This is a genomic window from Streptomyces europaeiscabiei (assembly GCF_036346855.1).
Lineage (GTDB): Bacteria > Actinomycetota > Actinomycetes > Streptomycetales > Streptomycetaceae > Streptomyces > Streptomyces europaeiscabiei.
Genome location: NZ_CP107841.1, coordinates 7597916 through 7621830, shown reverse-complemented (window position 1 = coordinate 7621830; position 23915 = coordinate 7597916). Strand labels below are relative to the sequence as shown.

Here is a 23915-nt window from a genome sequence, read left to right as displayed (position 1 = left end):
CGGAAACACAGACGACCGGCATCCGCATGGACGGCGAAGGTAAGTAACCTTGCATGCGGCTGTCCAACCATGCCGGACCCGTCCGGCCTGGGCGGTGGCGCACGAGCATGAGCGGGCAGGCATCGGAGGGGCGGCCGCACCATGACCACCGGACTGCATCCCGGGGAGACCCCCCAGGAACCCAGGCCGACGGAGAACCGGCCTCTGCCACGGCAGGAGGCCGTCCCAGGATCCCCGCACGTCGAGAACCGGACAAGGAGTTCTGTGATCACCGCGCGCGCGGCCGCCAGCTTCACTGCCGTCTCACGATCCGTCGCGACCGCCCGCTCGTTCGTCCGCGACACCCTCCAGGGCTGGGGCTTCGCCGACATCGTCGACGACGCGGTGGTCCTCACCAGCGAGCTCGTCACCAACGCGGTCGTCCACGCGGGAACCTCTGCCGACGTCCTGTGTCTACGGGCCGACGACGGCGTACGCATCGAGGTGGCCGACCGATATCCCGAGCGTGAGATCCCCCTCCAGGGCAGCCACATCAACATGGGCAGCCCGGACCGCGAGGGCGGCCGCGGCCTCCAGCTGTGCGCGGCGATGGCCTCTCGCTGGGGCGTCGAGTACACGTCCACCCACAAGCAGGTCTGGTTCCGACTCGACCTCCCCGACCGCCCGGTGGGCACCCGCTCGGCCGGCCCGGCCCTCCCCGCCGACCTGCTCCCGCTCGCCGACGGCCGGGTCCGTGTCGCGGTCGTCCAGATCGACCGCGTGGGCGCGATCGGCGCCTGGAACGAGGACGCTGAGGAACTCTTCGGGTACTCCCCCGACCAGGTCATCGGCAAGCCGCTCACCGACCTCGCCGCCTGGCCGCACACCCCCGGCACCAGCACCGGCGTCGTCGAGGCCCTCCAACTCTCCCGCTGGGAGGGCAGTTACGGCATCCGCGGCGCCAACGGGCGCGTGACGCCGGTCTACGCCTCCCACCTCCGGGTCCGCGACACGGCCGGCGACCCCTCCACGGTCTGCCTTCTCGTCCGGGACGACGAGCGCGCCGTCCTCCAGACCCCGATCCGCATGCCGGCCGGTGACGGCTCCGGTTCCGGCGAGGGCCAGGCCGCGGATCCCTTCGAGGTCTTCATCGGCTCGCCCGCCCCGGACGACCTCGACGGCCTGCTCCAGCGCACGGTCGAGCGCGCCCGCGACATGCTCGACGGGGACTCCGCCTTCCTGCTCCTCGCGACCGACGACGAGACCGAGCTGGAGGTACGGGCCTCCACGGGCCTCCCGTCGGCCCGCCAGCGCTTCGCCCGCGTCCCCGTGGACGCCGGCCCCGGCCGCTACGGCTCGGCCCGTATGCCCGCCGTCCACGACGATCTCACGGCCGTCCCCGGCGCCGTCCCCCTCCTCAACGGCACGGGCATGCGCTCGGTCGTCACGGTCCCCCTCAAGGTCGAGGGCCGCCTCACGGGCTCCCTGGGCGTCGCCGCCGAGTCCCAGGGCTGGTACTCCAACGAGGAGGCCCTGCGCCTGCAGTTCGCCGCCGACCGCATCGCCCTGGCCGTCGAGTCGGCCCGCCTGGGCGAGCTGGAGCGCCTGCGCCGCGGCTCGTTGAGCTTCCTGGTGGAAGCCTCCGACCTCCTGGCAGGCACCCTGGACCGCGACCAGACACTGGCCCTCATGGCCCAGATGACGATCCCGACCCTCGCCACCTGGTGTGCCGTCTACACGATCGCCGACCAGGCCTCGGACCCGTACCTCAGTTACGTCCTGCACGAGGACGAGGACCTCATCGACGGCCTCAAGGCCCTCCTCTCCAAGATCCGCCCGCCGGAGCCCATCCCCACCCCGGGCGCCCGCGTCTGGACGGCTCCCGCCGAGGCTGCCCACCAGGCGGCCCTGCGCACGTCCATGCGCAGCCTGGGGCTGGGCGAGCCCGCCACGGTCAGCTCGGGCATCGGCACGACGCTGGCGACGGCCTCGGCGGTGGGCGGCGAAACAGTTGTCCTCCCGCTCGTGGCCCGCAACCGCGTGATCGGCATGCTGACCCTCGGCAAGCCCACGGACGAGCACTTCCGCCAGGAGATCCTGGAGTTGGCCGAGGACCTCTCCCGCCGGGCCGCCCTCGCCCTGGACAACGCCCGCCTGTACTCGGAGCGCGTGGCCATCAGCCAGTCCCTCCAGCGCAGCCTCCTGCCGCCCGAGCTTCCGCAGATCGACGGCGTCGAGGTCGAGGTGATCTACCGCGCGGCCGGCGAGGGCAACGAGGTCGGCGGCGACTTCTACGACCTCTTCCCCATCCGCGACGGCGCGTACGGCTTCGCCATCGGCGACGTCTGCGGCACCGGCCCGGAGGCCGCCGCGGTCACCGGCCTGGCCCGCCACGCCCTGCGCCTGCTGGCCCGCGAGGGCTACGGCGGCCCGGCGGTCCTGGAGCGCCTCAACTCCGCGATCATCGACGAGGGCGCCCGCAGCCGCTTCCTGACGCTCCTGTACGGCGAGTTGTGGCCCCAGGAGGACGGCAGCGCCGTACTGAAGGTCGTCTGCGCCGGTCACCCGCTCCCGCTGCGCCTGCGCCAGGACGGCACGGTCGAGCCCGCCGCCGAACCGCAAGCGCTCCTCGGTGTCATGGAGGATTTGGAGCTCTACGAGCAGACGATCACCCTCGACCCCGGCGACGTCCTCCTGTGCGTCACGGACGGTGTCACCGAACGCCGTGAAGGCACCCGCATGTTGGGCGACGACGGCCTCACCGAGGTACTCACCGCCTGCACGGGCCTCACGGCGGGCGCGGTCGCGGCCCGCGTCATGCGTGCGGTCGAACGCTTCGCCTCCGACGCCCCCTCCGACGACATGGCCATCCTGGCGATGCGCGTCCCGGGCCTCCAGAGGGACTGATTCCGGATACGACAAAGGCCCCGCCCAATCGGGCGGGGCCTTTCGACTGAGCCCCCAAACGGAATCGAACCGTTGACCTTCTCCTTACCATGGAGACGCTCTACCGACTGAGCTATAGGGGCCTGCCACCTGACCGAGGTCTCCCTCGCGGCAACGAGATAGATCATACCCTGAACCGGCAGCTCCTTCGAACCACCCGGCGCACTGCCAAACGGTCTACGCGCCCCCGAATTGCCCCGCGCACCCGAAGGGCTAGAAGGCCGGCTGCAGCAACCCGCCGAGCGCATTGCAGGCGGACACCAGCCGCTGCAGTTCCCGCCGCGACATCTCCCCGCCGATGGGCAGCGCCAGCGTCTCGTCGGCGGCACGCTCGGTCTCCGGCAGACACACGTCCCGCCGGAACCCGCGCATCCTGTGCACGGGTGTCTTCACCGGCACACTGCACTCGACTCCCTTGGCACGCACGGCGCGCGCGAAGGCGTCCCGGTCCGGCCGCCCGTTCCCGGGCACCCGCACGACGTACTGCTGGAAGGTGTGCCCGTCACACCCGTCGGGAGTCCGTACGCCCTTCAACTTCGCACTGAGATACGCGGCCTGCCGCCGGCGCTCCCCCAGCTCGCTGTACGGCGTCTCCGACTCGCCCTGCTCCAGCAGCAACAGCCCATGCCGCTGCCCGACTTGACGCAGCGACGCGATATCGGCCGACCGGCCGAAGCGGTGGACGACAACCGCTGCCACGGTCCGCGGTGTCACCGCGGCCTCGACAGCCGAGGCATCCAGGCAGTACGTCGCCGGGTCTATGTCGGCGAACACCGGCACAGCCCCTGCCAGGCTCACCGCCTGGGCGACCTCCGGGTTCCCGAACGCCGGCACGACCACTTCGTCACCGGCGCCGACACCTGCGGCCCTGAGCATTCCAACGGTACCCATGCTGCGGATCCTGCTCGCGCAACGTGAACTCCAAGTAAAGCCAAACAAAAAAGAGCTGGTCCCCGAACCGAAATTCGGGGACCAGCTCTTTCAATATTTGTTCGGCGGCGTCCTACTCTCCCACAGGGTCCCCCCTGCAGTACCATCGGCGCTGTAAGGCTTAGCTTCCGGGTTCGGAATGTAACCGGGCGTTTCCCTCACGCTATGACCACCGAAACACTATGAAACACTCAACCGCACCATCCCCCGTGACCAAACAAGGGAATGGGGTTGTTCGTGGTTTCAGAACCAACACAGTGGACGCGAGCAACTGAGGACAAGCCCTCGGCCTATTAGTACCAGTCAACTCCACCCGTTACCAGGCTTCCATATCTGGCCTATCAACCCAGTCGTCTACTGGGAGCCTTACCCCATCAAGTGGGTGGGAATACTCATCTCGAAGCAGGCTTCCCGCTTAGATGCTTTCAGCGGTTATCCCTCCCGAACGTAGCCAACCAGCCATGCCCTTGGCAGAACAACTGGCACACCAGAGGTTCGTCCGTCCCGGTCCTCTCGTACTAGGGACAGCCCTTCTCAATATTCCTGCGCGCGCAGCGGATAGGGACCGAACTGTCTCACGACGTTCTAAACCCAGCTCGCGTACCGCTTTAATGGGCGAACAGCCCAACCCTTGGGACCGACTCCAGCCCCAGGATGCGACGAGCCGACATCGAGGTGCCAAACCATCCCGTCGATATGGACTCTTGGGGAAGATCAGCCTGTTATCCCCGGGGTACCTTTTATCCGTTGAGCGACGGCGCTTCCACAAGCCACCGCCGGATCACTAGTCCCGACTTTCGTCCCTGCTCGACCCGTCGGTCTCACAGTCAAGCTCCCTTGTGCACTTACACTCAACACCTGATTGCCAACCAGGCTGAGGGAACCTTTGGGCGCCTCCGTTACTCTTTAGGAGGCAACCGCCCCAGTTAAACTACCCATCAGACACTGTCCCTGATCCGGATCACGGACCCAGGTTAGACATCCAGCACGACCAGACTGGTATTTCAACGACGACTCCACAACCACTGGCGTGGCCGCTTCAAAGTCTCCCAGCTATCCTACACAAGCCGAACCGAACACCAATATCAAACTGTAGTAAAGGTCCCGGGGTCTTTCCGTCCTGCTGCGCGAAACGAGCATCTTTACTCGTAGTGCAATTTCACCGGGCCTATGGTTGAGACAGTCGAGAAGTCGTTACGCCATTCGTGCAGGTCGGAACTTACCCGACAAGGAATTTCGCTACCTTAGGATGGTTATAGTTACCACCGCCGTTTACTGGCGCTTAAGTTCTCAGCTTCGCCACACCGAAATGTGACTAACCGGTCCCCTTAACGTTCCAGCACCGGGCAGGCGTCAGTCCGTATACATCGCCTTACGGCTTCGCACGGACCTGTGTTTTTAGTAAACAGTCGCTTCTCGCTGGTCTCTGCGGCCACCCCCAGCTCAAGGAGTAAATCCTCTCACCAGTGATGGCCCCCCTTCTCCCGAAGTTACGGGGGCATTTTGCCGAGTTCCTTAACCATAGTTCACCCGAACGCCTCGGTATTCTCTACCTGACCACCTGAGTCGGTTTAGGGTACGGGCCGCCATGAAACTCGCTAGAGGCTTTTCTCGACAGCATAGGATCATCCACTTCACCACAATCGGCTCGGCATCAGGTCTCAGCCACATGCACGACGGATTTACCTATCGCACGGCCTACACCCTTACCCCGGGACAACCACCGCCCGGGATGGACTACCTTCCTGCGTCACCCCATCACTCACCTACTGCAAGTCTGGTCCGTCGGCTCCACCACTTTCCTTTCCCCGAAGGGTCCGGAACGGCTTCACGGACTTAGCATCGCCTGGTTCAATGTTTGACGCTTCACAGCGGGTACCGGAATATCAACCGGTTATCCATCGACTACGCCTGTCGGCCTCGCCTTAGGTCCCGACTTACCCTGGGCAGATCAGCTTGACCCAGGAACCCTTAGTCAATCGGCGCAAACGTTTCTCACGTTTGTATCGCTACTCATGCCTGCATTCTCACTCGTGAACCGTCCACAACTCGCTTCCGCGGCTGCTTCACCCGGCACACGACGCTCCCCTACCCATCCCAGCGGGCGTTGGCCCTCATGCTGAAATGACACGACTTCGGCGGTACGCTTGAGCCCCGCTACATTGTCGGCGCGGAATCACTAGACCAGTGAGCTATTACGCACTCTTTCAAGGGTGGCTGCTTCTAAGCCAACCTCCTGGTTGTCTGTGCGACTCCACATCCTTTCCCACTTAGCGTACGCTTAGGGGCCTTAGTCGATGCTCTGGGCTGTTTCCCTCTCGACCATGGAGCTTATCCCCCACAGTCTCACTGCCGCGCTCTCACTTACCGGCATTCGGAGTTTGGCTAAGGTCAGTAACCCGGTAGGGCCCATCGCCTATCCAGTGCTCTACCTCCGGCAAGAAACACACGACGCTGCACCTAAATGCATTTCGGGGAGAACCAGCTATCACGGAGTTTGATTGGCCTTTCACCCCTAACCACAGGTCATCCCCCAGGTTTTCAACCCTGGTGGGTTCGGTCCTCCACGAAGTCTTACCTCCGCTTCAACCTGCCCATGGCTAGATCACTCCGCTTCGGGTCTTGAGCGTGCTACTCAGTCGCCCTGTTCGGACTCGCTTTCGCTACGGCTACCCCACTCGGGTTAACCTCGCAACACACCGCAAACTCGCAGGCTCATTCTTCAAAAGGCACGCAGTCACGACGCACCGAGTAAACTCGATGCGCGACGCTCCCACGGCTTGTAGGCACACGGTTTCAGGTACTATTTCACTCCGCTCCCGCGGTACTTTTCACCATTCCCTCACGGTACTATCCGCTATCGGTCACCAGGGAATATTTAGGCTTAACGGGTGGTCCCGCCAGATTCACACGGGATTTCTCGGGCCCCGTGCTACTTGGGTGTCTCTCAAACGAGCCGTCAATGTTTCAGCTACGGGGGTCTTACCCTCTACGCCGGACCTTTCGCATGTCCTTCGCCTACATCAACGGTTTCTGACTCGTCGACCAGCCGGCAGACTGATCAAGAGAGATCCCACAACCCCGTACACGCAACCCCTGCCGGGTCTCACACGTATACGGTTTGGCCTCATCCGGTTTCGCTCGCCACTACTCCCGGAATCACGGTTGTTTTCTCTTCCTGCGGGTACTGAGATGTTTCACTTCCCCGCGTTCCCTCCACTTGCCCTATGTGTTCAGGCAAGGGTGACAGCCCATGACGACTGCCGGGTTTCCCCATTCGGACACCCCCGGATCAAAGCCTGGTTGACGACTCCCCGGGGCCTATCGTGGCCTCCCACGTCCTTCATCGGTTCCTGGTGCCAAGGCATCCACCGTGCGCCCTTAAAAACTTGGCCACAGATGCTCGCGTCCACTGTGCAGTTCTCAAACAACGACCAACCACCCATCACCCCGAACCAGAAGTCCGAGTGCACTGGGGCCGGCACTGAAGGCAGCCATACGGCCATACCCTCAGACACCCAACAGCGTGCCCGACCGGTCCTCGTCCAGAGATCATGCTTTCCACACTCTTACGAGCAGTACTCACAGCCTCCGGCCCGTGAACCGGCCGAATAATCAACGTTCCACCCTGAGCTAACCAGCATCAGACGTTCGCTGATGATCTGGCCTCTGACCTCACCCCGAAGAGTTCGGTAGAAGTGCTCCTTAGAAAGGAGGTGATCCAGCCGCACCTTCCGGTACGGCTACCTTGTTACGACTTCGTCCCAATCGCCAGTCCCACCTTCGACAGCTCCCTCCCTTACGGGTTGGGCCACCGGCTTCGGGTGTTACCGACTTTCGTGACGTGACGGGCGGTGTGTACAAGGCCCGGGAACGTATTCACCGCAGCAATGCTGATCTGCGATTACTAGCAACTCCGACTTCATGGGGTCGAGTTGCAGACCCCAATCCGAACTGAGACAGGCTTTTTGAGATTCGCTCCGCCTCACGGCTTCGCAGCTCATTGTACCTGCCATTGTAGCACGTGTGCAGCCCAAGACATAAGGGGCATGATGACTTGACGTCGTCCCCACCTTCCTCCGAGTTGACCCCGGCAGTCTCCTGTGAGTCCCCATCACCCCGAAGGGCATGCTGGCAACACAGAACAAGGGTTGCGCTCGTTGCGGGACTTAACCCAACATCTCACGACACGAGCTGACGACAGCCATGCACCACCTGTACACCGACCACAAGGGGGCGACCATCTCTGGCCGTTTCCGGTGTATGTCAAGCCTTGGTAAGGTTCTTCGCGTTGCGTCGAATTAAGCCACATGCTCCGCTGCTTGTGCGGGCCCCCGTCAATTCCTTTGAGTTTTAGCCTTGCGGCCGTACTCCCCAGGCGGGGAACTTAATGCGTTAGCTGCGGCACCGACGACGTGGAATGTCGCCAACACCTAGTTCCCACCGTTTACGGCGTGGACTACCAGGGTATCTAATCCTGTTCGCTCCCCACGCTTTCGCTCCTCAGCGTCAGTAATGGCCCAGAGATCCGCCTTCGCCACCGGTGTTCCTCCTGATATCTGCGCATTTCACCGCTACACCAGGAATTCCGATCTCCCCTACCACACTCTAGTCTGCCCGTATCGAATGCAGACCCGGGGTTAAGCCCCGGGCTTTCACATCCGACGCGACAGACCGCCTACGAGCTCTTTACGCCCAATAATTCCGGACAACGCTCGCGCCCTACGTATTACCGCGGCTGCTGGCACGTAGTTAGCCGGCGCTTCTTCTGCAGGTACCGTCACTTTCGCTTCTTCCCTGCTGAAAGAGGTTTACAACCCGAAGGCCGTCATCCCTCACGCGGCGTCGCTGCATCAGGCTTTCGCCCATTGTGCAATATTCCCCACTGCTGCCTCCCGTAGGAGTCTGGGCCGTGTCTCAGTCCCAGTGTGGCCGGTCGCCCTCTCAGGCCGGCTACCCGTCGTCGCCTTGGTGAGCCGTTACCTCACCAACAAGCTGATAGGCCGCGGGCTCATCCTTCACCGCCGGAGCTTTCCACACTCATCGGATGCCCGAAAGTGTTGTATCCGGTATTAGACCCCGTTTCCAGGGCTTGTCCCAGAGTGAAGGGCAGATTGCCCACGTGTTACTCACCCGTTCGCCACTAATCCCCACCGAAGTGGTTCATCGTTCGACTTGCATGTGTTAAGCACGCCGCCAGCGTTCGTCCTGAGCCAGGATCAAACTCTCCGTGAATGTTTACCCGTAATCGGGTCGACACCACGAGAGCGGAACAGTCAGGCGGAATAAGCCCGACCGTTCACAGCGTCCTCGCTGTGTTTTACTTCAAAGGAACCTCGACCACCGAAAAGTTTCGGCGGACGGGGTATCAACATATCTGGCGTTGATTTTTGGCACGCTGTTGAGTTCTCAAGGAACGGACGCTTCCTTTGTACTCACCCAAGCTACTCTCGGGCTTTCCTCCGGGCAGTTTCCCTTCGGTCTTGCGTTTCCGACTCTATCAGACCGTTTTCCGATCCGATTTCCTCGGTGCTTTCCAGGTTCCCGCTTTCGCGTTTCCCTCTCCGGCGACTCCGACTTTATCAGAAGTTCTGAGTCGGAATTTCCGCCCGGTCCGGGTGGCTCCTGACGCACAGTTGCGTCGGGTTCCCCCCTGGGCGGAGCCGTAAACGTACTGGAGCGGGGCGCCCCGATGCAAATCGAGGAGCCCCGCTCCAGGCGGGCACTGACGGGGAGTCAGACCTCCACCACCACAGGCAGGATCATCGGCCTGCGCCGGTAGGTGTCGGAGACCCACTTGCCGAGGGTGCGGCGGATGAGCTGTTGCAGCTGATGGGGCTCGACGACCCCGTCCTGTGCCGAACGCTCCAGGACCTCGCTGATCCGCGGGACGACCGCACTGAACTCGGAGTCCTCGATGCCGGAGCCGCGGGCCTGGATGTGCGGACCGCCGGTGATCTTCCCGGTGGAGGAGTCCACCACCACGAAGACCGAGATGATGCCCTCGTCGCCCAGGATCCGCCGGTCCTTCAGGGCCGGCTCGCCGAGGCCCACCGAGAGGCCGTCGACGTACACGTAACCGGCCTGGACCTTGCCGGAGATCTTGGCCTTGCCCTCGACGAGGTCGACGACCACGCCGTCCTCGGCGATGACGATGCGGTCGTGCGGAACGCCTGTCAGGGCGCCCAGTTCGGCGTTGGCGCGCAGATGGCGCCATTCGCCGTGCACCGGCATCAGGTTCTTCGGGCGGCAGATGTTGTAGAAGTACAGCAGTTCGCCGGCCGAGGCGTGTCCGGAGACGTGGACCTTGGCATTGCCCTTGTGCACGACGTTGGCGCCCCAGCGGGTCAGGCCGTTGATGACGCGGTAGACCGCGTTCTCGTTGCCGGGGATCAGGGACGAGGCCAGGATCACCGTGTCGCCCTGGACGATGCGGATCTGGTGGTCCCGGTTGGCCATGCGGGACAGGGCCGCCATCGGCTCGCCCTGTGATCCGGTGCACACGAGGACGATCTCGTGGTCCGGCAGGTCGTCGAGTGTCTTGACGTCCACGACCAGGCCCGGCGGAACCTTCAGGTAGCCCAGGTCCCTGGCGATACCCATGTTCCGGACCATCGAGCGGCCGACGAAGGCGACCCGACGGCCGTACTCGTGGGCAGCGTCGAGGATCTGCTGGATGCGGTGGATGTGGCTGGCGAAGCTCGCCACGATGATCCGCTTGCCGGCGCCCGCGAAGACCTGACGCAGGACACTGGAGATGTCGCGCTCGGGGGGAACGAACCCCGGGACCTCGGCGTTCGTGGAGTCGGAGAGAAGGAGGTCGATCCCCTCCTCACTCAGCCGTGCGAACGCGTGTAGATCTGTCAGGCGGTTGTCCAGCGGGAGCTGGTCCATCTTGAAGTCGCCCGTGTGGACCACCATGCCCGCGGGGGTACGGATGGCCACGGCGAGGGCGTCCGGGATGGAGTGGTTGACCGCGATGAACTCGCAGTCGAAGGGGCCGATGCGCTCGCGGTTCCCCTCGACCACCTCTAGGGTGTACGGGCGGATGCGGTGCTCCTGGAGCTTGGCCTCGATGAGCGCGAGGGTCAGCTTGGAGCCGATCAGCGGGATGTCGGGCTTCTCCCGGAGCAGGTACGGGACCGCTCCGATGTGGTCCTCATGGCCGTGCGTGAGGACGATGCCCTCGATGTCGTCGAGACGGTCTCTGACGGACGAGAAGTCCGGCAGGATCAGGTCGATTCCGGGCTGCTCCTCCTCGGGGAAGAGCACGCCGCAGTCGACGATCAGCAGCCGGCCGCCGTATTCGAAGACGGTCATGTTCCGGCCGATCTCGCCGAGGCCGCCCAGCGGGGTGACCCGCAGGCCACCTTCGGGGAGCGGGGGCGGCGGGCCGAGTTCAGGATGCGGATGACTCAAAAGACTCTCCTCACCACGCGCGCCACGTACCTCTGTGGCACGTGGCGCGCATGACGTTCGTGCAAAAGCAGTTGTTGGATGTGGACGCAGGCACGTTCGTCCTGCCTATTCAGTTGTGAAGTCAGGTTGTCGCGTCGCGCGAAGTCCGGTGTTAGAGCTGTACCCCGCCGGCGCCAAGATCGATCTTGAGCTGGGCCGTCTCCTCGGGCGAGAGCTCCACCATGGGGGCGCGCAGCGGTCCGGCGGGCAGACCCTGGAGGGCGAGCGCCGCCTTGGTGGTCATCACGCCCTGGGTGCGGAACATCCCGGTGAAGACCGGGAGCAGCTTCTGGTGGATCTCGGTGGCCTTCTGAACGTCACCGGAGACGTACGCCTCGACGAGGGCGCGCAGCTCGGGGGTGACGACGTGGCCGACGACCGAAACGAAACCGACCGCGCCCACGGAGAGCAGCGGAAGGTTCAGCATGTCGTCGCCCGAGTACCAGGCGAGGCCGGAGCGGGCGATGGCCCAGCTGGCGCGGCCGAGGTCGCCCTTGGCGTCCTTGTTGGCGACGATGCGCGGGTGCTCGGCCAGCCGGACGATCGTCTCGGTGTCGATCGGGACACCACTGCGGCCGGGGATGTCGTAGAGCATGACCGGCAGGTCGGCCGCGTCGGCGATCGCCTTGAAGTGGCGGTACAGGCCCTCCTGCGGGGGCTTGTTGTAGTACGGCGTGACGACGAGGAGACCGTGGGCGCCGACCTTCTCGGCGGCGCGGGCGAGTTCCTTGCTGTGGTGGGTGTCGTTCGTGCCGACGCCGGCGATGACGTGGGCACGGTCACCGACGGCTTCGAGGACGGCTCGTACCAGGTCCGATTTCTCCGCGTCACCGGTGGTGGGGGACTCGCCGGTGGTGCCGTTGATGACCAGGCCGTCGTTGCCTGCGTCCACCAGATGGGTGGCGAGCCGCTGCGCGCCGTCGAGATCGAGTGCGCCGTCCGCCGTGAAGGGCGTGACCATGGCGGTGAGGACCCGCCCGAAGGGGGTCTGCGGAGTCGAGGTCGGAGCCATGGGTAACACGCTACTCGCTGCTCAGGGCACGGTCTGCCCTCGGGGGGCAGGAAAAGTCAGGACAAATGCGGAGCCCGGCACTGCCTGCTCGGGGGTTCAAGCAGTGCCGGGTCCGTTTGATCAGGCTAGATGAACTTCTCGAAATGCCGCAATACGGACACTTCACTCGGCTGACCCGTACATCTGTGCCTGGCCGAAAGTCGGCGGTCCGTTACGGCGCGACCCGGCCGTTCGCGTTGAACGCGGAGTGGGTGAGCGGCATCAGCCGGGCCCACTCCGACTCCATCCTCTCGCCCACCATTTCGATCTCCCGCTGCGGGAAGGACGGCACCTTCGCGAGCTCGTGCTGGGTGCGCAGACCGAGGAAGTGCATCAACGAGCGGGCGTTGCAGGTGGCGTACATCGAGGAGAAGAGGCCGACCGGGAGCACCGCGCGGGCGACCTCTCGGGCCACTCCGGCGGCGAGCATCTCCTGGTACGCCTCGTAGGCGTGGACGTACGAGTCCTCCATGACCCGCCCGACCAGTTCCTGCTGCGCCTGCGTGCCCTCCACGAAGACGTACTTGCCGGGACGGCCCTCCTGGACGAGCTTGCGCGCCTCGTCGGGGACGTAGAAGTGAGGCTGGAGCTCCCTGTACCTCCCGGACTCCTCGTTGTACGACCAGCCGACCCGGTGGCGCATGAACTCGCGGAAGACGAAGATCGGGGCACTGATGAAGAAGGTCATCGAGTTGTGCTCGAAGGGGCTGCCGTGCCGGTCCCGCATGAGGTAGTTGATGAGCCCCTTGGAGCGCTCGGGGTCCTTCTTCAGCTCCTCCAGGGACTGTTCACCGGCGGTGGAGACTCGGGCGGCCCACAACACGTCCGAGTCGGCCGCGCTGTGCTTCACCAACTCGACGGTGACATCGCTGCGGAAGCTGGGTTTGAGGTCGTCGGAGGGGGTGTCGGTCACGGCTCGGAGGATCCTTCCCATGGCTGCTCTCGGGCGGCGCCCACTCTACGGCCCGGCACCGACGAGAGGCCGGTTGGCCCGAGTTGCGCCGTCTTGTGCCCCGGTTGGACCCCCGGGAGTGGTGGGGAGGGGCCCGGCTCGGTAGCCTCACCCGGCGAAACCTGTGCGTGGATCGAGTGAGGACCAGCCGTGCCCCTGCCCTTCCTGACCGCCGATCGCGCCTTCGACCAGGCGGTGGACGAAGCGCTGCCGTTCGAGGACCGCGACCGCTGGCGGCGTCCCTACCGGCCCGGCCCCTGGCGGGTCGGGGCGGCCGCGCTCCTGTTGCTGCTCGCCTCGTACGTGCTGGTCGCGGCGGTCGTCATCGCGGTGGCCGAGACACCGCGGGCGGGCGCGATCTGCTTCGGCGCGGCGCTGCTGGTGATCGGCTGTGCTCTGCGGCTGCTGCGGGTCGGCATCTGGGTGAGTGCACGGGGCGTACGTCAGGTGGGCTTCTTCAGAACGCGTACGGCTTCCTGGGAGGCGAGCGTCTCGGTGCGTACCGTGCAGCAGCCGGTGCGGTGGCTGGGGCTGCCGCGGTCCGTGCAGGGCCAGGCGCTGCTCCTCGTCCGCACGGACCATGTGCAGGAGTACGTGACGCCGCTGATGACCACCCACAACGCCGACTTCCTGGCGCGTACGGAGGCCTTCGACCGGGCGGCCGACACGATCGAGGCGTGGGCGGCGGAGTACGGGCGCGCCGCGTAGTCGAACATATGGGTGAGGGGCCGGTCCGCGGGTGCGGACCGGCCCCTCACCCATATGGGGCTTTCGACCGTCTGCGGAGAGCGGGAGTCAGGTGGCCGGTGCCGGTCTGCCGTCGTGGAGGGCGATCGCGCGCTGCATGGCCTTACGGGCCCGGGGGGTGTCGCGGGCGTCGTGGTAGGCGACGGCGAGGCGGAACCAGGTGCGCCAGTCGTCGGGGGCGTCCTCGGTCTCCTCCTTGCGCCGCGCGAAGACCTCGTCGGCCGAGTCGCGGTCGATGCGGCCGCTCGGGGTGCGCTTCAACTCGTCGACGGGCAGGCCCCCTTCGGCGTCGAGTTCGGCGGCGAGCTGGTTGGCCTTGCGGACGAACTGGGTGTTCTTCCACAGGAACCACAGGCCGATCCCCGGCAGGACGAGCACGGCGACGCCGAAGGCGATCGTGACCGGGGTACCGGTCTCTATGAGCAGCAGCCCGCGGCTGCCGACCAGGACGAAGTAGACGACCAGGACGGCTGCCGTGACGGCGTAGGTGATCTTCGCGCGCATGACGTTCCCGGCCGCTCAGCCCACGTCGAGGAAGTGTTCGAGGCCGAAGGTGAGGCCCGGGGTCGTCACCACGCGGCGGGCACCGAGCAGAATGCCCGGCATGAAGCTGCTGTGGTGGAGGGAGTCGTGCCGGACCGTCAGGGTCTCGCCCTCGCCGCCGAGCAGCACCTCCTGGTGGGCGAGGAGTCCGCGCAGGCGTACGGAGTGCACGGGAACTCCGTCGACGTCGGCACCGCGCGCGCCGTCCAGGGCCGTCGCCGTGGCGTCCGGCGCCGGGGCGGTGCCGGCAGCGCGGCGGGCCTCGGCGATGAGCTGGGCCGTTCGGGTGGCGGTGCCGCTGGGGGCGTCGACCTTGTTCGGGTGGTGCAGCTCGACGACCTCGACGGACTCGAAGTACGGCGCGGCGATCTGCGCGAACTTCATGGTCAGGACGGCCCCGATGGAGAAGTTGGGCGCGATGAGCACGCCGGTCTCCGGGGAGCCGTCCAGCCAGCCCTTGAGCTGCGCGAGGCGTTCGTCGGTCCAGCCCGTGGTGCCGACGACCGCGTGGATACCGTGGCGGACACAGAAGTCGAGGTTGTCCATGACCGAGGCGGGGGTGGTCAGTTCGACGGCGACCTGGGCGCCGGCCTCGGCCAGGCTCGCCAGCTTGTCGCCCCGGCGCAGGGCGGCGACCAGCTCCATGTCCTCGGCGGCCTCGACGGCCCGTACGGCCTCGGAGCCGATACGGCCCCCGGCACCGAGGACCGCCACGCGCAGCTTGCTCATTGCTTGGTTCCTTAACTGGGGTGTTAGGCGACGGCTTCGTGCAGACGGGCCGCCTGTTTGTCCTTGAGCGGGCCGATCACCGACAGGGAGGGTCGCTGTCCCAGGATCTCGCGGGCCACGGCACGGATCTCGTCCGGGGTCACCATGGCTATCCGGGTCAGCATCTCGTCGACGGACATCTGCTCGCCCCAGCACAGCTCGCTCTTGCCGATGCGGTTCATGATCGCGCCGGTGTCCTCCAGGCCGAGGACCGTGGAGCCGCGGAGCTGGCCGATGGCGCGCTCGATCTCGTCGTCCGGCAGCCCGTGCTCGGCGACCTGGTCGAGTTCGTCGCGGCAGATCTTGAGCACGTCGTGCACCTGGGAGGGACGGCAGCCGGCGTACACGCCGAAGAGGCCGCAGTCGGCGAAGCCGGACGTGTACGAGTACACGCTGTAGGCGAGGCCGCGCTTCTCCCGGACCTCCTGGAAGAGGCGGGAGGACATGCCGCCGCCGAGCGCGGTGTTGAGGACGCCGAGGGCCCAGCGGCGCTCGTCGGTGCGGGCGAGGCCGGGCATGCCGAGGACGACATGGGCCTGCTCGGTCTTGCGGCCGACCAGCTCGACGCGGCCGGCCGTACGCAGGCCGCGGCGGCCCTCGCGCGGGGCGATCGGGGTGGCGTCGGGGCGATCGAGGGCGCCGGCGCTCTCGAAGGCGGCACGGACCTGTCGTACGACCTTGTTGTGGTCGACGTTCCCCGCGCAGGCGACCACGAGGTGGGTCGGGTCGTAGTGCTTCTTGTAGAAGCGGCGGATGCGGTCGGCGGAGAGGGCGTTGACCGTGTCGACCGTGCCGAGGACCGGGCGGCCGAGGGGGGTGTCGCCGAACATGGTGTGCGCGAACAGGTCGTGCACGCAGTCGCCCGGGTCGTCCTCGGTCATCGCGATCTCTTCGAGGATGGCGCCGCGCTCGACGTCGACGTCCTCCTCGCGGATGAGCGAGCCGGTGAGCATGTCGCAGACCGTGTCGATGGCGAGCGGGAGATCGGTGTCGAGCACGCGTGCGTAGTAGCACGTGTACTCCTTCGCCGTGAACGCGTTCATCTCGCCGCCGACCGCGTCGATCGCGGAGGAGATGTCGAGCGCGCTACGGCGTGACGTGCCCTTGAAGAGCAGGTGCTCCAGATAGTGGGTGGCGCCGTTCAGCGCGGGCGTCTCGTCGCGGGAGCCGACGTGCGCCCAGATGCCGAAGGTGGCGGAGCGCACGGACGGCAGGGTCTCGGTGACGATGCGCAGGCCGCCCGGGAGGGTGGTCTTGCGGACCGTACCGATGCCGTTCATGCCCTTGATCAGGGTTTGGGTACGGGCGACGGCCCGCGCCTCCGTGGAGGTGCGGGCCGTCGCCTTGGAGCTACGGGACGTCACTTGTCGCCGTCGTCCTTCTTGTCCTCGGAACCGTCCTCGCCCTCGATCACGGGGATGAGGGAGAGCTTGCCGCGGGAGTCGATCTCGGCGATCTCGACCTGGACCTTGGAGCCCACGCCGACGACGTCCTCGACGTTCTCCACGCGCTTGCCGCCGGCGAGCTTGCGGATCTGCGAGATGTGCAGCAGACCGTCCTTGCCCGGGAGCAGCGACACGAACGCGCCGAAGGTCGTCGTCTTCACGACGGTACCCAGGTAGCGCTCGCCGACCTCCGGCATGGTCGGGTTGGCGATGCCGTTGATCGTGGCGCGGGCGGCCTCGGCCTGCGAGCCCTGCTGGGCACCGATGTAGATGGTGCCGTCGTCCTCGATCGTGATCTCGGCGCCGGTGTCCTCCTGGATCTGGTTGATCATCTTGCCCTTCGGGCCGATGACCTCGCCGATCTTGTCCACGGGGATCTTGACGGTGATGATCCGCGGGGCGTTCGGGGACATCTCGTCCGGCGTGTCGATCGCTTCCATCATCACGTCGAGGATGTGGAGGCGGGCGTCACGGGCCTGCTTGAGAGCGGCGGCCAGGACGGAGGCGGGGATGCCGTCCAGCTTGGTGTCGAGCTGGAGGGCGGTCACGAACTCCTTGGTGCCGGCGACCTTGAAGTCCATGTCGCCGAAGGCGTCCTCCGCACCGAGGATGTCGGTGAGGGCGACGTAGTGCGTCTCGCCGTTGATCTCCTGGGAGATCAGGCCCATGGCGATACCGGCGACGGGGGCCTTCAGCGGCACACCGGCGTTCAGCAGCGACATGGTGGAGGCGCAGACCGAGCCCATGGACGTCGAGCCGTTGGAGCCGAGGGCCTCGGACACCTGACGGATCGCGTAGGGGAACTCCTCGCGCGTCGGCAGGACCGGCACGATGGCGCGCTCGGCGAGCGCTCCGTGGCCGATCTCGCGGCGCTTCGGGGAGCCGACGCGGCCGGTCTCGCCGACGGAGTACGGCGGGAAGTTGTAGTTGTGCATGTAGCGCTTGCGCGTCACCGGCGACAGGGTGTCGAGCTGCTGCTCCATGCGGAGCATGTTGAGGGTGGTGACGCCCAGGATCTGGGTCTCGCCACGCTCGAACAGCGCCGAACCGTGCACGCGCGGGATGGCCTCGACCTCGGCGGCGAGCGTACGGATGTCCGTGACGCCGCGGCCGTCGATGCGGACCTTGTCCTTGATGACGCGCTCACGGACCAGGGACTTGGTCAGCGAGCGGTACGCGGCGGAGATCTCCTTCTCGCGGCCCTCGAACTGCGGGAGCAGCTTCTCGGCGGCGAGACCCTTGACGCGGTCCAGCTCGGCCTCGCGGTCCTGCTTGCCCGCGATGGTGAGCGCCTGGGTCAGCTCGTCCTTGACGGCGGCGCTGAGCGCCTCCAGGACGTCGTCCTGGTAGTCGAGGAAGACCGGGAACTCGCCGGTCGGCTTGGCGGCCTTCGACGCGAGGTCGGCCTGGGCCTTGCAGAGCACCTTGATGAAGGGCTTCGCGGCGTCCAGACCGGCGGCGACGACCTCCTCGGTCGGCGCCTCGGCGCCGCCCGCGACCAGCGTGATGGTCTTCTCGGTGGCCTCGGCCTCGACCATCATGATCGCGACGTCGCCGTCCTCCAGGACGCGGCCCGCGACGACCATGTCGAAGACGGCGTCCTCGAGCTCGGTGTGCGTCGGGAACGCGACCCACTGGCCGTTGATCAGCGCGACGCGGACGCCGCCGATCGGACCGGAGAAGGGCAGACCGGCCAGCTGCGTGGACGCGGACGCGGCGTTGATCGCCACGACGTCGTACAGGTGGTCGGGGTTGAGTGCCATGATCGTGGCGACGACCTGGATCTCGTTGCGCAGGCCCTTCTTGAAGGACGGGCGCAGCGGGCGGTCGATCAGCCGGCAGGTGAGGATGGCGTCCTCGGAGGGACGGCCCTCACGGCGGAAGAAGCTGCCGGGGATCTTGCCGGCGGCGTACATCCGCTCCTCGACGTCCACCGTGAGGGGGAAGAAGTCGAGCTGGTCCTTGGGGTTCTTGGAGGCGGTGGTGGCCGACAGCACCATGGTGTCGTCGTCCAGGTAGGCCACGGCGGAGCCGGCGGCCTGGCGGGCCAGACGGCCCGTCTCGAAACGGATGGTGCGGGTGCCGAAGGAGCCGTTGTCGATGACGGCCTCGGCGTAGTGGGTCTCGTTCTCCACTAGCAAATTCTCCTCGTCTTCGTCCCTGGTCCCGCCCGTGTGGCAGGGGGACGGTGGCGGAGAAGCACGCCGTCTGGTGCGGGCCGGTCTTCGATCGAAGCCCTCGGGTTCGTAATCTCCCGGGGGCCACTACCGAGGACCGGCGGCGGCGAGGTGCGCTTCTCCTCGTTCGGTGTGCGTGCGGTCGCCCGTGTCCGGGGGCCCTCACGCTGTGTCGTGCATATTGCGTTGTGCTACCACACTACAAAGGGGTGGTGACACTCCGCACGTTTCCGCCCGTACGTCCCGCGTGCGTCGGGGCCGCGCGCCCCCTTCCAGCGGGGGCCGGCGGAGTTCCGGCGAGTGTGGCGGGAGGGGCGTGCGGCGAGCCGCGGCGGTGCGTACAGCAAAAGGAGCGGTCCCCCGTTCTCCCGGGAACCGCTCCCCTCACGGCGTCTTACTTGGCGCCCGCCGCACCGCGGCGGATGCCGAGGCGGTCGACCAGCGTACGGAAGCGCTGGATGTCCTTCTTGGCGAGGTACTGCAGCAGGCGACGACGCTGACCGACCAGGATCAGCAGACCACGGCGGGAGTGGTGGTCGTGCTTGTGGGTCTTGAGGTGCTCGGTCAGGTCCGAGATGCGGCGGGAGAGCATCGCGACCTGGACCTCGGGGGAGCCGGTGTCGCCCTCCTTGGTACCGAACTCGCTGATGATCTGCTTCTTCGTAGCGGCGTCGAGCGACACGCGATACTCCTCATGAGTCTCGTTGATGTCACCGAGTGCCCCTGGTCTGCGTCTCAGGGGGGCTTCTGTGACTCGGGTGACGGGGTCCGCCAGCGCTGCCTCCGGTGTCCCTGGGGGAGCCCGGAGGTGCGTACACAGACGGCCGCCACACAGGATACCAGGGTGGGGGGACCGCCCTGTCCGGGGGCCGGTCAGCGTCTGACGAGGGCGACGCTCTCGTAACCGATCGCCACGGTGGTCTCCTCCCCTACCTCACCCTTGTCGCTCGGGCCCTCCAGGGCTTCGGTGGCGAAGTGGATCCGGCCGTGCTCGTAGATGATGTCGTCCCCCGTCGGATCACCGACGGCTCCGAGGTCGAGGACACCACCGACGAGCAGGGGGAGCGTCTCCTTGTGCGGGACACCGGATCGAGGCTGACGAACGCAGCGGGCGAGAGATTGCCGGACTCCCGGTACGCGATGAGTTCGCCGCCGCTCGTCCTCAGCGGATACATCCGCCGCCCGGGTGTGGAGTCGAACTTGAATACGGTCCTTCCGGTGCCCAGGTCGTACGCGACGATGTCGTCGTCCGTCGTGATGCAGAGCCGCTCCTCCCCCATGACGATCGTGCTGCAGGTCTCGACCACCGCGTTGAACGTCTCGCTGGAGTTGATGACCTGGTGATCGCGGTTGGGCCGGATCGCGGCGCGCGCCTTGCCCTTGCCGTCCAGGGAGACCGGGTCGGTGACGGCGTAGTCGCCCGCCATGACCGCGATGACAGGCGGCTCGGAGGAGATCAGGTAGACCCCGTTGACGCCCGTGGCGACCTTGTAGGTCCACTTCGACCTGCCCGTGCGGGCGTCGACCTTCTCACCCGGTACTCGGGGTCCCCCGCGTCTCCGCGCTGCTGCAGTGCGATCAGGCCCTTGCCGCCCGCGAACCCGGAGTCCTCGCACGCCGACGGTGTGGTGTCGGCCCACAGCCGCTTGCCTGTGGTCATGTCGTACGCCGCCGAGCCCTGTCCCCGGGTGCCGAGGACCGCGCCGTCCGTCACCGTGACGTTGACGGACATGGCGCTGCCTCGCCCGGCAGCTTCACGTCCCACTTCTTCCTGCCCGTGTCGACATCGAAGACCACGAGGCGGTCGCAGGGCAGGCTCATGGCCTTGGTGGTGGGGTCCTCGTCCTGATCGGGGCTCTGGCCGAGGTGGGCGACGGCCGTCCAGCCGGCCACGCCGGCGTGGCGCCTCACCGCGCACAGTGGGGTGGGGACGTCGAGCTCGTACAGCTCCTTGCTCTCGTCCCCGTGGGTGAACGCCTGGACGTAGTCCCCGATGCCCTCGCGAAGACCCTCTCCGTCGCCCAGGTACCGACGGGCGAGATGTTCCTGCCCACGGTCTTGATCTTTTCGACGAGGTAGGGGGACCTGCCGCCTCCGGCGAATCGGGCGCCTTCTCCACGGTCTCGCGGATGTCGTCCGGAGCCTGCCGGACGGCCACCGGACGCCGCTTCGACTGCGCATCGTCACCGCCGGACGTGAGGCCCAGCACGCCTGCGGCGACGACGGCCGGGACCGCCGCGCCGGCCGTCCGCAGCCGCCGAAGTCGGGTGCGGCGCTCGGATCGGAGGGCGGAGGCGGTGTGCGGAGAGTGGGACGGGCCACTCAATGCCATGGCCTTCCTGTGCGATGGGGACACTGCCGCCCGGTCATGGGCACAAGGAATGATCAAGAACCATACGGCTCACCCTGCGGTGGCGGCCAAGTCGCCCGCGTGGAGCTTTGGTGAGGGCGCACCGATCTCCGTAACGAAGTCGACACCCTTCGTTACGGTCGCACCTGGGCAAACCCCTGAGCAGCGAGAACGGCAGCAAGTAGGGTGACCGCACAGTGCGTTGGCGCGGAGGAAGGATCGAAGCCGTCATGGCCGAGGCCGAGGACAAAGAACTCAAGGCACGCAAGGAGCGGGAGAAGGACGAGCTCTACGCGCTCGACATCTCGGGCGTCGAATGGCACAGCGCGCCGGGCACGGAGGAACACGAGGAGCGGGTGGAGATCGCGTACCTCCCGGAAGGTGCGGTGGCGATGCGGTCGTCGCTCGACCCGGAGACCGTGCTGCGCTATACGGAGGCGGAGTGGCGAGCCTTCGTCCTGGGGGCCCGGGACGGCGAGTTCGATCTGGAGCCGGCTCCGCACAATGGGGGCCTGGACGCGTAGACCGGCCGTTGATGAGTGGGGCAGGGAACCAGCGATCGGCTCCCTGCCCCATTGGCTTGCACGGTATGGCACCTAACGCTTCGCGCTCCCCACACCGACCGCCGTCGCATTCCCTACACCGACCGCCGCTTGTCCGTGCTCGCCGGCTTCACTTCACCTCAAAAGACCCCGTGGACCCGCGCGGCACCTGCCCGGGCGCGGACCGTGCCCACGCGGAACGGTCCTTCCCCGGTCCGCGTCGTTGACGAGGTCGCCCTGTTCCTTGCACGTGGAGGAAGACCTACCCGGCGCCGAGGGTCGCCCACAACGGTTCCCGCGCAGGTCCAGCCGCCACGACAGTGGGCTGGGGACAAGGGCAAGGAGGCGGGCCGGAGTTCGGCCCCTGACTGCCTGTCCGCCCTCGCCCGGTCGGCGACAGAGCTCGCCAGGCCCGCCGACGGAAGAGCACTGCCCGCTTCCCACCCGGACAGGTACGCGGGAGGGGCCCCACCACTAACTCGTCAGAGCCCGGGCCCGTGCGTACACGTCGAAGACGGCCAGAGCCAGCGGGATCAGCGTGAGCAGGACGAAGCTCTCCGCGATCTCCAGGAAGCGTCCCCAGAACGGGGTCACACCACGCTGCGGAGTGATGAGACCGATCGCGGTGACAAGGACGACGGCCGCGGCGATCGCCGCGGCGAGCCAGACGCTACGGATGTCGAGTGCCGTCGTATCGCCGAGGAGGGCGTCGCGCACATAGTCCTGCGGCGGGTTCAGTGCGAGCCCGAGTCCGAGGAAGACCAGGGCAGTGAGGCCTGCCGCCAGGGCAGCGCTCACCTGCGCGGTGTAGCGGAAGAGGTGGGCGCGCATCAACATCGCCACGCCTGTGGACAGGGCCAGGAGCTCCGCCCACACATTGCCGGAGAAGGCCAGGACGATCGACGCGCCCACGGAGACGAGCGCACAGCCTCCGACGAGGCCGACGAGAAGCTCGTGGCCGCGGCGGGCCTGTGCCGCGACGCGTTCGACGTCGATGGGGTCCTGCGCATCCGGCTCGCCCGCGTCGTAGCCGCCCCAGGACGGATTGGGCGGTTCGAACCCGATCGGCAATCGCGCGAAGCGCATGGACAGGCCGGGCAGGAAGGCGAGCGCGACAACGGAGAGCGGGGCACAGATGGCGGCCGTCTCGATGGGCCGCAGCTTCGTGAGGATGGCGATGAAGGTGGTGATCAGACCGATCGCGGTGGCGAAGACGAAGGCCACGAAGGGACCGTCGCCTCCGGGCGACAACAGGGTGAGTAGCACAGCGGCGAGCAGGACGGCTGTGCAGGCGAGCAGAAACTGCAGCCGCCCGATGCCCTGTCCCTCGGAGAGAGGAAGCAGTCCGGAACCTGCCACAGCGACGTTCGGGAAGGAGCCCAGGCCGAGAGCGATCGCTGAGCCGCGATCGCCGTACACCCGTGCGCGCACGCAGGCGATGGTGAGCAACAGAAGCCCGAAAACGCCGGCGACGATGCCCTGCAGGCTGTTCATGTCGTGACGGATCTCGGAGCTCCAGGCCACGAACGCCAGCAGCGCCGGCAGGACGCCGCCCGCGATGAGGCCGGCGGTCCGTGTGAGCTCGCCGTTCCACAGGGTGCGGTCACGGGTGACGGCAGCGGCCACCGCCTCGGAGACGTCGTCGAGGACGGCCGGCGGCAGCGACTCCGCGAACGGACGCAGAGTGAGCAGTTCTCCGTCGAGGATGCGCTGCGCCGCGAACGACCGCGCTCCGTCGAGGACGGTGCCGTCACGGCGTACGAGGTGATAGCCGACGGGAGCACCCTCGTCAGGGCTCTGCTGGGAAAGCCTCAGGATCTCCGGATACAGGTCGGCGACCGGTACGTCGTCGGGCAGCGCCACGTCGATGCGGCTGTCGGGTGCCACGATGGTGACCCGGCAGAAGCCCAGGCCCGTGCCTGCCCCGGAAGGGACTCCGATGCCCGGTCCGCCGGTCGCGCCGACCGGCGCGGAGGCCGTCAAGCTCACCTGCTGTTCCCCCTCGTCGGTGATCGGGCGGTCTGCGG

At 66.6% G+C, this 23915-nt stretch carries 16 protein-coding genes, 1 tRNA gene and 3 rRNA genes; 3 read left to right on the top strand and 17 right to left on the bottom strand.

The window, feature by feature from the left end; translation table 11 throughout:
- Positions 1-141 precede the first annotated feature (141 nt).
- Entirely contained in the window at positions 142-2886 is a 2745-nt protein-coding gene (locus OG858_RS33390) for a SpoIIE family protein phosphatase (RefSeq protein WP_328544182.1), read from the top strand.
- A 49-nt stretch (positions 2887-2935) separates the two neighbouring features.
- Here OG858_RS33390 and OG858_RS33385 read toward each other — a convergent pair.
- The 8 genes from OG858_RS33385 to thyX all read right to left on the bottom strand — a co-directional run bounded on the left by OG858_RS33385 (position 2936) and on the right by thyX (position 13277).
- Positions 2936-3008: transfer RNA gene (locus tag OG858_RS33385), tRNA-Thr, on the bottom strand.
- Between the two features lie 130 nt (positions 3009-3138).
- Positions 3139-3801 carry a DegT/DnrJ/EryC1/StrS family aminotransferase gene (locus tag OG858_RS33380; RefSeq protein ID WP_086746943.1) on the bottom strand — a complete coding sequence of 221 codons (663 nt, stop codon included), beginning with the start codon at positions 3799-3801 and terminating at the stop codon, positions 3139-3141.
- 114 nt (positions 3802-3915) lie between these two features.
- Positions 3916-4032, bottom strand: a 5S ribosomal RNA gene (gene rrf / locus OG858_RS33375).
- A gap of 96 nt (positions 4033-4128) precedes the next feature.
- Positions 4129-7250 (bottom strand): 23S ribosomal RNA (locus OG858_RS33370).
- A 314-nt stretch (positions 7251-7564) separates the two neighbouring features.
- Positions 7565-9090 (bottom strand): 16S ribosomal RNA (locus OG858_RS33365).
- The 16S, 23S and 5S rRNA genes sit together here, the layout of an rRNA operon.
- A 501-nt stretch (positions 9091-9591) precedes the next feature.
- Positions 9592-11274: a ribonuclease J gene (locus tag OG858_RS33360; RefSeq protein WP_319066768.1), complete on the bottom strand. Its 1683-nt coding sequence runs from the start codon at positions 11272-11274 to the stop codon at positions 9592-9594.
- A gap of 151 nt (positions 11275-11425) precedes the next feature.
- Complete coding sequence (gene dapA / locus OG858_RS33355) at positions 11426-12325, bottom strand: 4-hydroxy-tetrahydrodipicolinate synthase (protein ID WP_037691651.1); 900 nt, start codon at positions 12323-12325, stop codon at positions 11426-11428.
- Positions 12326-12536: 211 nt separating this feature from the next.
- Positions 12537-13277, bottom strand: coding sequence for an FAD-dependent thymidylate synthase (gene thyX, locus OG858_RS33350; protein ID WP_319066765.1), 741 nt, complete (start codon positions 13275-13277; stop codon positions 12537-12539).
- Between the two features lie 189 nt (positions 13278-13466).
- On the opposite strand from thyX, the gene OG858_RS33345 reads away from it, so the two are divergent.
- Positions 13467-14024 (top strand): hypothetical protein, encoded by a 558-nt coding sequence (locus tag OG858_RS33345; protein ID WP_046706237.1) that lies wholly within the window; start codon positions 13467-13469, stop codon positions 14022-14024.
- An 87-nt stretch (positions 14025-14111) separates the two neighbouring features.
- On the opposite strand, the gene OG858_RS33340 is transcribed toward OG858_RS33345, so the two are convergent.
- The 8 genes from OG858_RS33340 to OG858_RS33305 form a co-directional block, all read right to left on the bottom strand.
- Positions 14112-14567: a tetratricopeptide repeat protein gene (locus OG858_RS33340; protein WP_086748461.1), complete on the bottom strand. Its 456-nt coding sequence runs from the start codon at positions 14565-14567 to the stop codon at positions 14112-14114.
- 15 nt (positions 14568-14582) lie between these two features.
- A complete protein-coding gene (gene dapB, locus OG858_RS33335; RefSeq protein ID WP_086748462.1) occupies positions 14583-15335 on the bottom strand; it encodes a 4-hydroxy-tetrahydrodipicolinate reductase in 753 nt (250 codons plus the stop codon).
- 23 nt (positions 15336-15358) lie between these two features.
- A complete protein-coding gene (locus tag OG858_RS33330) occupies positions 15359-16738 on the bottom strand; it encodes a M16 family metallopeptidase (RefSeq protein ID WP_086748463.1) in 1380 nt (459 codons plus the stop codon).
- Positions 16735-18954, bottom strand: coding sequence for a polyribonucleotide nucleotidyltransferase (locus tag OG858_RS33325; protein WP_037691664.1), 2220 nt, complete (start codon positions 18952-18954; stop codon positions 16735-16737). Before OG858_RS33325 ends, OG858_RS33330 begins: the two co-directional genes overlap by 4 nt.
- 436 nt (positions 18955-19390) lie before the next feature.
- Entirely contained in the window at positions 19391-19678 is a 288-nt protein-coding gene (gene rpsO, locus OG858_RS33320; protein ID WP_033529274.1) for a 30S ribosomal protein S15, read from the bottom strand.
- A gap of 247 nt (positions 19679-19925) precedes the next feature.
- Entirely contained in the window at positions 19926-20423 is a 498-nt protein-coding gene (locus tag OG858_RS33315; protein ID WP_319066762.1) for a hypothetical protein, read from the bottom strand.
- A 29-nt stretch (positions 20424-20452) separates the two neighbouring features.
- A complete protein-coding gene (locus OG858_RS33310) occupies positions 20453-20728 on the bottom strand; it encodes a hypothetical protein (protein ID WP_319269355.1) in 276 nt (91 codons plus the stop codon).
- Positions 20707-20907 (bottom strand): hypothetical protein, encoded by a 201-nt coding sequence (locus tag OG858_RS33305; protein ID WP_319066761.1) that lies wholly within the window; start codon positions 20905-20907, stop codon positions 20707-20709. The genes OG858_RS33310 and OG858_RS33305 overlap by 22 nt, the downstream gene beginning before the upstream one ends.
- A 669-nt stretch (positions 20908-21576) precedes the next feature.
- Here OG858_RS33305 and OG858_RS33300 point away from each other — a divergent pair.
- On the top strand, positions 21577-21870 hold the full coding sequence (locus OG858_RS33300) for a DUF397 domain-containing protein (protein ID WP_086748467.1): 294 nt from the start codon (positions 21577-21579) through the stop codon (positions 21868-21870).
- Between the two features lie 492 nt (positions 21871-22362).
- Here OG858_RS33300 and eccD read toward each other — a convergent pair whose 3' ends face one another.
- The gene (eccD, locus tag OG858_RS33295) at positions 22363-23877 is read right to left on the bottom strand and encodes a type VII secretion integral membrane protein EccD (protein WP_373420809.1); all 1515 of its coding nucleotides are present in this window, start codon (positions 23875-23877) and stop codon (positions 22363-22365) included.
- Between the last annotated feature and the right edge of the window lie 38 nt (positions 23878-23915).